This is a genomic window from Nocardia macrotermitis, from assembly GCF_009604405.1.
GTDB classification, from domain to species: domain Bacteria; phylum Actinomycetota; class Actinomycetes; order Mycobacteriales; family Mycobacteriaceae; genus Nocardia; species Nocardia macrotermitis.
In genome coordinates, this window is record NZ_WEGK01000001.1 from 296824 (window position 1) to 303545 (window position 6722).

Consider the following 6722-nt stretch of genomic DNA (forward strand, 5'->3'; position numbering starts at 1 on the left):
GGGCTATTGTGGCGACGTGTCGTTGATGCAGACCGCGCTGGATCGAGTGCCGGACCGCTACCTCGCCCGTCTTCACCAGCATCAGGAGCTGATGAAGTTCGCGGTGGTGGGCGCGATCACCTGGTTCATCGATACCGGAATCGTCTACGCGCTCAAATTCACCGTCCTGCAGGACAAACCACTCACCGCGCGCGCGATCGGTGTCCTCATCGCGACGATCGCCTCGTACATTCTGAATCGGGAATGGTCGTTCAGCACCCGGGGCGGGCGCCAGCGCGCGCACGAGGCCGCGCTGTTCTTCGGCGTCAGCGCGCTGGCCGTGGTGGTCACGCTGATTCCGCAGGCCATCGCGCTGTACCTCTTCGATCTGCATGTGCCGCACGTCAGCCGGACGACGCAGGCGCTGTCCAATTTCATCTCCGGACAGATCCTCGGTGTGCTGCTGGCGATGGCATTCCGCTACTGGGCATTGCGCAAGTTCGTATTTCCGGATGATTTGACGCAGGCCGAACTGGAAACACTGTGACGTAGCGGCCGGGCCGGACGGATTTTCCGTGGGCTTGAAACACGCCGCGCACTACGTCAGGATGCCTCCGGAGGGGGCATGTTCCAGGGAGGTGAGCGGCATTCTCCACCACAGCCGACCCGGCACGGATCCGGAGTCGACTCGATGGCACGGCAAGAAGTATGTGGCACTGGGCAGTTCGTTCGCCTCCGGGCCCGCGATCGCACCCCGCGAACCCGACGCACCACGGTTGGCGGGCCGCTCGCGCAACAACTACGCGCATCTGGTCGCCGCGGCCGCCCAGTTGGAACTCACCGACGTCACCAGTAGCGGCGCGACCTGTGAGCACATCCTGCACGAGCAGCAGTACGGCCAGCCGCCGCAGATCCGCGCGGTCGACTCCGCGACCGATCTGGTCACGCTGACCATCGGCGGGAACGATGTCGGCCTGACCCAGTACCGCATCGCGCACCGATTACCCTTGCCGCTACGGCTGATCCCCCCGATCGCACGCCTCGGTGACGAAACCGCCGTCAACCACCGGCTGCACACGATCGAACAGAGTCTCACCGAGGTGCTGACCACGATCGCCCGCCGCGCACCGCGCGCCCGGGTGCTGGTCGTGAACTATCTGTCGCTGCTCGGCCCGGTCTCCGCGCAGGACCGCCCGGTCGATCGCAACTATCAGCAGTTCGCCGAATCCCTTGCCGCACATACCGCTTCGGCCGCCGCCCGCGCCGACGCGGAACTGATCGACGCCCGCACCCCCAGCCTGGACCATCCGCCCGGCAGCACCGGCGCGTGGACCATCGGCGGCTACCTTCCCCTCCCGGGCCGGCAGTATCCCGGCGCGCCGTTCCATCCCACCGCCGCGGGCATGGCGGGTGTGGCGGATCTGATCCTGGACCGGCTGGCGAGCCTGCCGCCGATCGAACCGCAGCCCACCGCGGAATCCTGAACTCGCGCAACCGATACCGCCGCCCGCGCGCTGATCACGATCGATGTGATCGGCCGCGGGCCGCGGTACCTAGTCGCGGGCTGCCGCCGAACCCCCGGGGGCTCAGGTCCAGAGCACCGCGACGCAGACATTGACGATCGCCAGCCAGCCCGCGGCGTGCGGCATCCAGCCGATCATCTTGTCGCGCTTGGCATCCGCGCGCGCGATCTCGGCGAAACCGGCCACCGCGACCGCGATCACCAGCTTCACGATCATCTTCGCCAGGATGACGTGCTTGTCCAGCGAGTGGATCGAATCCGCCAGGCCGAACAGCACCAGCCCACTGATGAGCTGCGCCCGCGCACCCCACACCAGTACCTCGGATACCCGGGTCGGCGAGGCCGCGTAGCCGCCGATGATGGCCGCCAGACCCAGCAGGTGGGTCACGAGCACCAGATTGAAGACGAATGTCATGGAACGACAGCGTAGTTCATCGACGAGGCCGTCAACGACATTCGGTAGTAGAAAACCTGTGAACCGGACCCGGGACACACAGCAGATCCACATCCGACACGCAGATCGATGCCATCCTCGCCCCCTAGCCTGCGAAGCGGTCGGCACGTCCACACGACCACCGTCCTGTTCATCGCGGCACAGACCACCGAGGCGTGAAAATGACACACGAGCAGAGCGACGAGGAGCACACACCTCCCCGTGCGGCGAGCTCCGAACCGATCGACCCGACCCCGAACACCGCGACGTCCCCACCGCCGTCCCGCCTGACCCGGCTCGGCGCCAGCTGGCGCACCTCCCTGCCGCTGCGCATCGCGACCGCCGCCGTGGTTGCCCTGCTGATCAGCGGTGTCGGATTCGCCGCCGGGACTGCGTTCGGCGACGACGACAACCCGCACCACACCCCGCACCACGTCACCGCCGACCACCCGTTCTGGCAGAACCACATGGGGTGGTTCCACCGGAACAGCGATTGAACCACGTCACCGCGGGGAACACTCCCCCAATCGGATCGCCGCCGTACGACCGTCCCGGGCCGGACTCGATGGGACGGATATCGCATCGAATACGCGTTTCGAGGTCTTGCACCCCGGGTAACCATCGCCCAGTGGCTCTCTTCGCCCATGCGCTGCCGAGTTCGCGCGCGGGGGCGGAGTCGGCGGATGACGGTGAACGGCTAGGAGAAGAGGGTGGCGGTTGTACTCGTGCTGCGCGCACGTGGACTAGGTGATCTACTCACCGCGGTCCCCGCGCTGCGCGCACTGCGCCGGGCGCGGCCGCACGACCACATCGCGCTCGCGGCACCGCATCGGCTCAAGCCGATCGTCGATCTGATCACCTCGGTCGACGAGATGGTGCCGACGGCGGATCCGGAGAGTCTGCGCTGGGACGGCGAGGCCCCGGCGCTCGCGGTCAATCTGCACAGCGCCGGTGCCGAGGGCATCGTCGAGCTGGCCAAGACCAACCCCACCCGGATCCTCACCTACCGCAACCCCGCGTTCCCGGAACTGGACGGCCCGCAGTGGCAGCCCGACATGCACGATGTCGACCGCTGGTGCTACCTGCTCGAATCCGCGGGCATCAGCGCCGACCGCCGCAACCTGGGACTGGTCCCGCCGGTCGCGGCCACGAACCATCGCGACTGCGTCGTCATCCACGTCGGCGCCGGCGCGGAGGCCCGGCGCTGGCCCGCCGAACGTTTCGCCGCGGTGATCCGGCATCTGCTCGTGCAGGACCGCGAGGTGGTGCTCACCGGCGACGAGTTCGAACGCGAGATCGCGCTGGGCATCGCCGCCCGCGCCGGACTGCCGCAGCATCATGTGCTGGCCGGTCAGCAGAATCTCATCGAACTGTCCGCCACCGTGGCCGAGGCCGAACTCGTGGTGTGCGGCGATACCGGTGTCGCCCATCTGGCGACCGCGTTCGGCACCCGCACCGTGCTGCTGTTCGGCCCGACCCCGCCCGATCAGAGCGGTCCGCCGCCGCATCTGCTCGGACGTCACGTGGTGCTGTGGGCCGGGCACACCGGCGATCACGACGGCGACACCCCCGATCCCGGCCTGCTGGAGATCACGGTGCCGGATGTGATCGACGCCGTCGACACGCAACTGCGCAGCCGCTCGTGGTCGGGCGCGGCCATCGACGGACGCTCCGCGCCCTACCGCCAGGTCGGCTGAAGGTACCGCCGCGTCGGCCGGGGATGTTTGCTGTGCGCCCGGCCGACCGGGCACATCCGCCTCAGCGGAGTCGCTCGGCCTCCTTCGCCAGGTTGACCAGAGCACCGGTCAATTCCAGCAATTCACCGTGATCCGCACCCTCGGCGACCGCGGTCGCCACATCCTCCGCCGCACAGCGCGCGGCGAACCAGCGATCGGCCAGATCGGCCGCCTCCTGTGCGCTCAGCACCACCGAGTCCTCGGGAATTCCGGTGCCCTCCAAGCCTTTCCGGTGCTCGTAGGCTCGTTGGCGACAGGACTGCCGACAGTACCGGCGGCGACGCCCGACTTCGGATTCAGCGATCTGCCGTCCACACCAGGAGCAGGACGACAGGACACGGCGCGACATGACCCGACACCCTAACGGGCGCTCGTTCGGCCGCCACGCGGGGCACACCGTTTTCCCCCGGGGTGGGGCGGTTATTTTCATCCAGCGGAGGTAACCCGTAAAATGCAGGGGTTGACCGTCACAGGGAACTGAACCCGGGCCTGGCGCGTTATACCCGTAGGTCCCGCCGGACCTGCACTTCATCGAGGGACGTTGCCGACAGGCCGAGAGAGGACCGCACACCATGGCAGATCGTGTACTCCGAGGTAGCCGACTCGGAGCGGTGAGCTACGAGACCGATCGGGATCACGACCTGGCACCCCGGCGAGTAGCGCGGTACCGGACCGACAACGGCGAGGAGTTCGACGTACCCTTCGCCGACGACGCCGAGATCCCGCCCACCTGGCTGTGCCGCAACGGTCAGGAGGGCATCCTGATCGAGGGCACCACCCAGGAGCCCAAGAAGGTCAAGCCCCCGCGTACCCACTGGGACATGCTGCTCGAGCGTCGCTCCAAGGACGAGCTCGAGGAGTTGCTGCAGGAGCGTCTGGAGCTGCTCAAGACCCGCCGGGGTCGCTAGCACGAATTGTCCGGGGTCGCCGGGCGACTACCCGCGCAACGCGAAAGGCCGCGTCCACCGATCGGTGGATGCGGCCTTTCGCGTTGTGGGGTAAGCGATCTCGCGGATCAGGCTACCCGTGGTACCCGTCGTCGGGTGATCAGTCGTCCCCGTTGAGCATGGCGGCGGTCAGCACCGTGCCACCGAAGCCCCAGCCACCGTCGACGACCTCCTCGACCACGACCAGCGTGTTGGCGCGGGCGCGCTCACCATAGATCTCGGCGTACAGGTCGGTCGTACGGTCGATGATCTTCTTCTTGTCCGCCGCGCTGATCGTGTCGGCGGGCACCTTGAAGTTGGCGAAAGGCATCGTATTTCTCCTCAGTTCGGTTCTGCGGAAATCCGCATGCAGTAACTATGGGATGCGCGGGCTCACTGAGCGAGGTGCTGCCAACCCCTGGCTGACCGGCCCCCGTCACGCACAATGGAAGTATGAATTCGTCGAGGTACGCCGCGCTGGGCGCTTTCCTGCGGTCGCGCCGGGACCGGATCAGTCCGGAAGAGGTCGGATTGGTGCGTGGTCCGCGCCGACGGGTGCCCGGGTTGCGGCGCGACGAGGTCGCGGGCCTGGCGGGCGCGTCGGTGGACTACTACAACGAGCTCGAGCGCGGCGCGGGCGCGCAACCGTCGGAGCAGATGCTCAACGCACTGGCCCGCGCGCTGCGCCTGACCGCCGACGAGCGCGCGCACCTGTTCGACCTCGCCGAACGCCCCGTACCCCGCGATCACGGATCCATCGCACACGTCCATCCGGGCATGCTCGACCTGATGTCGCGGCTGACCACCACCCCCGCGCAGGTGATCACGGATCTGCACGTCACGCTGGTGCAGAACCCGCTGGCGGTCGCGTTGCTCGGCGACCAGTCCGTGCACCGCGGCAACTCCGCGAGCCTGGTGTACCGCTGGTTCACCGATCCCGAGGCCCGGCACATCTACCCGGCAGCGGACCACGACCGCCAGACCCGCACGTTCGTGGCCGACCTGCGGGCCGCCTCGGCGCGACGCGGCGCCAAGGACACCGAGGTGAACGGCCTGATCGACGAATTGCATTCCCGCTCCGAGGAATTCGCGACGACCTGGGCCGAGTACGACGTCGCGTTCCGCCGCGCCGACCGCAAACAGATCATCCACCCCGAACTCGGCCTGCTGGAGGTCGACTGCCTCACCCTGTTCAGCGAGGACGGCCGCCAGCGCCTGCTCTGGTTCACCCCCGCCGCCGGAACCGATACCGTCGAGAAACTCGACCTGCTCGCCGTCATCGGTACCCAGCGGATCGCGGCGGTCGACCACCAGCCGAGTTAGCGAGAAACCTTGCGGTACTGGACGAGTGCCAGCGGCATCGCGATCGCCAGGATCACCAGCGAGCAGATGATCGAGTACTCGACGCAGTGATCCGCGGGCCAGCCGTGCGGGGTCTTGAACGACGGCGGTGAGCCGTTGACGAACAGTTTGCGGCCCGCCGCCGAGACCGCGGTGATCGGATTCCACTCCGCGACCGCGCGCAGCGGGCCCGGCAGGGTTTCGGCGGAGATGAAGGCCGAGGAGATGAACGTCAGCGGGAACATCCAGATCAGTCCCGCGCTCTGCGCCACCTCGACGCTCGGCGAGACCAGACCGGTCAGCGCGCCCACCCACGACATCGCGAACGCGAACAGCAGGATCACCGCGAAAGCCGCTACGGCGTCGAGGATTCCGCCGTTGATCCGCCAGCCGACCAGATATCCGCAGCCGACCATCACCGCCAGCGACAGGATGTTCACCACCAGATCGGACAGCGTGCGGCCCATCAGCACCGCCAGCCGCGACATCGGCAGCGTGCGCATCCGATCGATGATGCCCTTCTGCAGATCGTTGGCCAGTCCGACCGTGGTGAAGGCGGCGTTGAAAGCGACTGTCTGCGTGAAGATTCCGGCGAGCAGGAATTCCCGGTACTGATCACCGCCCAGGGACGCGCCGAAGATGTAGGCGAACAGGAACACGAACATCAGCGGCTGCACGGTCGCGGTCACCAGCAGGGTCGGCACCCGCAGGATGGTGACCAGGTTCCGGTACGCGACGACGGCGCTGTCCCGGAACACCCGCACCGGGGCCGGGATCGACGGCAC

Annotated in this window: 10 protein-coding genes; 6 read left to right on the forward strand and 4 right to left on the reverse strand. The window is 67.6% G+C overall.

The genetic code is table 11. The features are described 5' to 3' along the window. Positions 1–25: 25 nt before the first annotated feature. The gene (locus NRB20_RS01280) at positions 26–526 is read left to right on the forward strand and encodes a GtrA family protein (RefSeq protein ID WP_153407762.1); all 501 of its coding nucleotides are present in this window, start codon (positions 26–28) and stop codon (positions 524–526) included. A gap of 91 nt (positions 527–617) precedes the next feature. Next, positions 618–1463, forward strand: a complete 846-nt coding sequence (locus NRB20_RS01285) for an SGNH/GDSL hydrolase family protein (RefSeq protein WP_319944303.1) — start codon at positions 618–620, stop codon at positions 1461–1463. Between the two features lie 102 nt (positions 1464–1565). Here the strand turns inward: NRB20_RS01285 and NRB20_RS01290 are convergent, their stop codons facing one another. Beyond that, on the reverse strand, positions 1566–1916 hold the full coding sequence (locus tag NRB20_RS01290; RefSeq protein ID WP_153407318.1) for a hypothetical protein: 351 nt from the start codon (positions 1914–1916) through the stop codon (positions 1566–1568). 200 nt (positions 1917–2116) lie between these two features. Here NRB20_RS01290 and NRB20_RS01295 point away from each other — a divergent pair, with 200 nt between their 5' ends. Together NRB20_RS01295 and NRB20_RS01300 are read left to right on the forward strand one after the other, a co-directional pair. Continuing rightward, on the forward strand, positions 2117–2431 hold the full coding sequence (locus NRB20_RS01295) for a hypothetical protein (RefSeq protein WP_153407319.1): 315 nt from the start codon (positions 2117–2119) through the stop codon (positions 2429–2431). A gap of 213 nt (positions 2432–2644) precedes the next feature. Continuing rightward, positions 2645–3631, forward strand: a complete 987-nt coding sequence (locus NRB20_RS01300) for a glycosyltransferase family 9 protein (protein WP_319944304.1) — start codon at positions 2645–2647, stop codon at positions 3629–3631. Between the two features lie 61 nt (positions 3632–3692). Here the strand turns inward: NRB20_RS01300 and NRB20_RS01305 are convergent, their stop codons facing one another. Then, positions 3693–4019: a hypothetical protein gene (locus tag NRB20_RS01305; protein ID WP_153407320.1), complete on the reverse strand. Its 327-nt coding sequence runs from the start codon at positions 4017–4019 to the stop codon at positions 3693–3695. A 223-nt stretch (positions 4020–4242) separates the two neighbouring features. Here NRB20_RS01305 and NRB20_RS01310 point away from each other — a divergent pair, with 223 nt between their 5' ends. Next, positions 4243–4578: an RNA polymerase-binding protein RbpA gene (locus tag NRB20_RS01310; protein WP_040823025.1), complete on the forward strand. Its 336-nt coding sequence runs from the start codon at positions 4243–4245 to the stop codon at positions 4576–4578. Positions 4579–4717: 139 nt separating this feature from the next. On the opposite strand, the gene NRB20_RS01315 is transcribed toward NRB20_RS01310, so the two are convergent. Further along, positions 4718–4927 (reverse strand): tautomerase family protein, encoded by a 210-nt coding sequence (locus NRB20_RS01315; protein ID WP_153407321.1) that lies wholly within the window; start codon positions 4925–4927, stop codon positions 4718–4720. A gap of 122 nt (positions 4928–5049) precedes the next feature. Between NRB20_RS01315 and NRB20_RS01320 the strand changes: the two genes are divergently transcribed. Beyond that, positions 5050–5919 (forward strand): helix-turn-helix transcriptional regulator, encoded by an 870-nt coding sequence (locus tag NRB20_RS01320; RefSeq protein WP_153407322.1) that lies wholly within the window; start codon positions 5050–5052, stop codon positions 5917–5919. Here NRB20_RS01320 and NRB20_RS01325 read toward each other — a convergent pair. After that, entirely contained in the window at positions 5916–6695 is a 780-nt protein-coding gene (locus NRB20_RS01325; protein WP_319944426.1) for an ABC transporter permease, read from the reverse strand. The genes NRB20_RS01320 and NRB20_RS01325 overlap by 4 nt on opposite strands. Between the last annotated feature and the right edge of the window lie 27 nt (positions 6696–6722).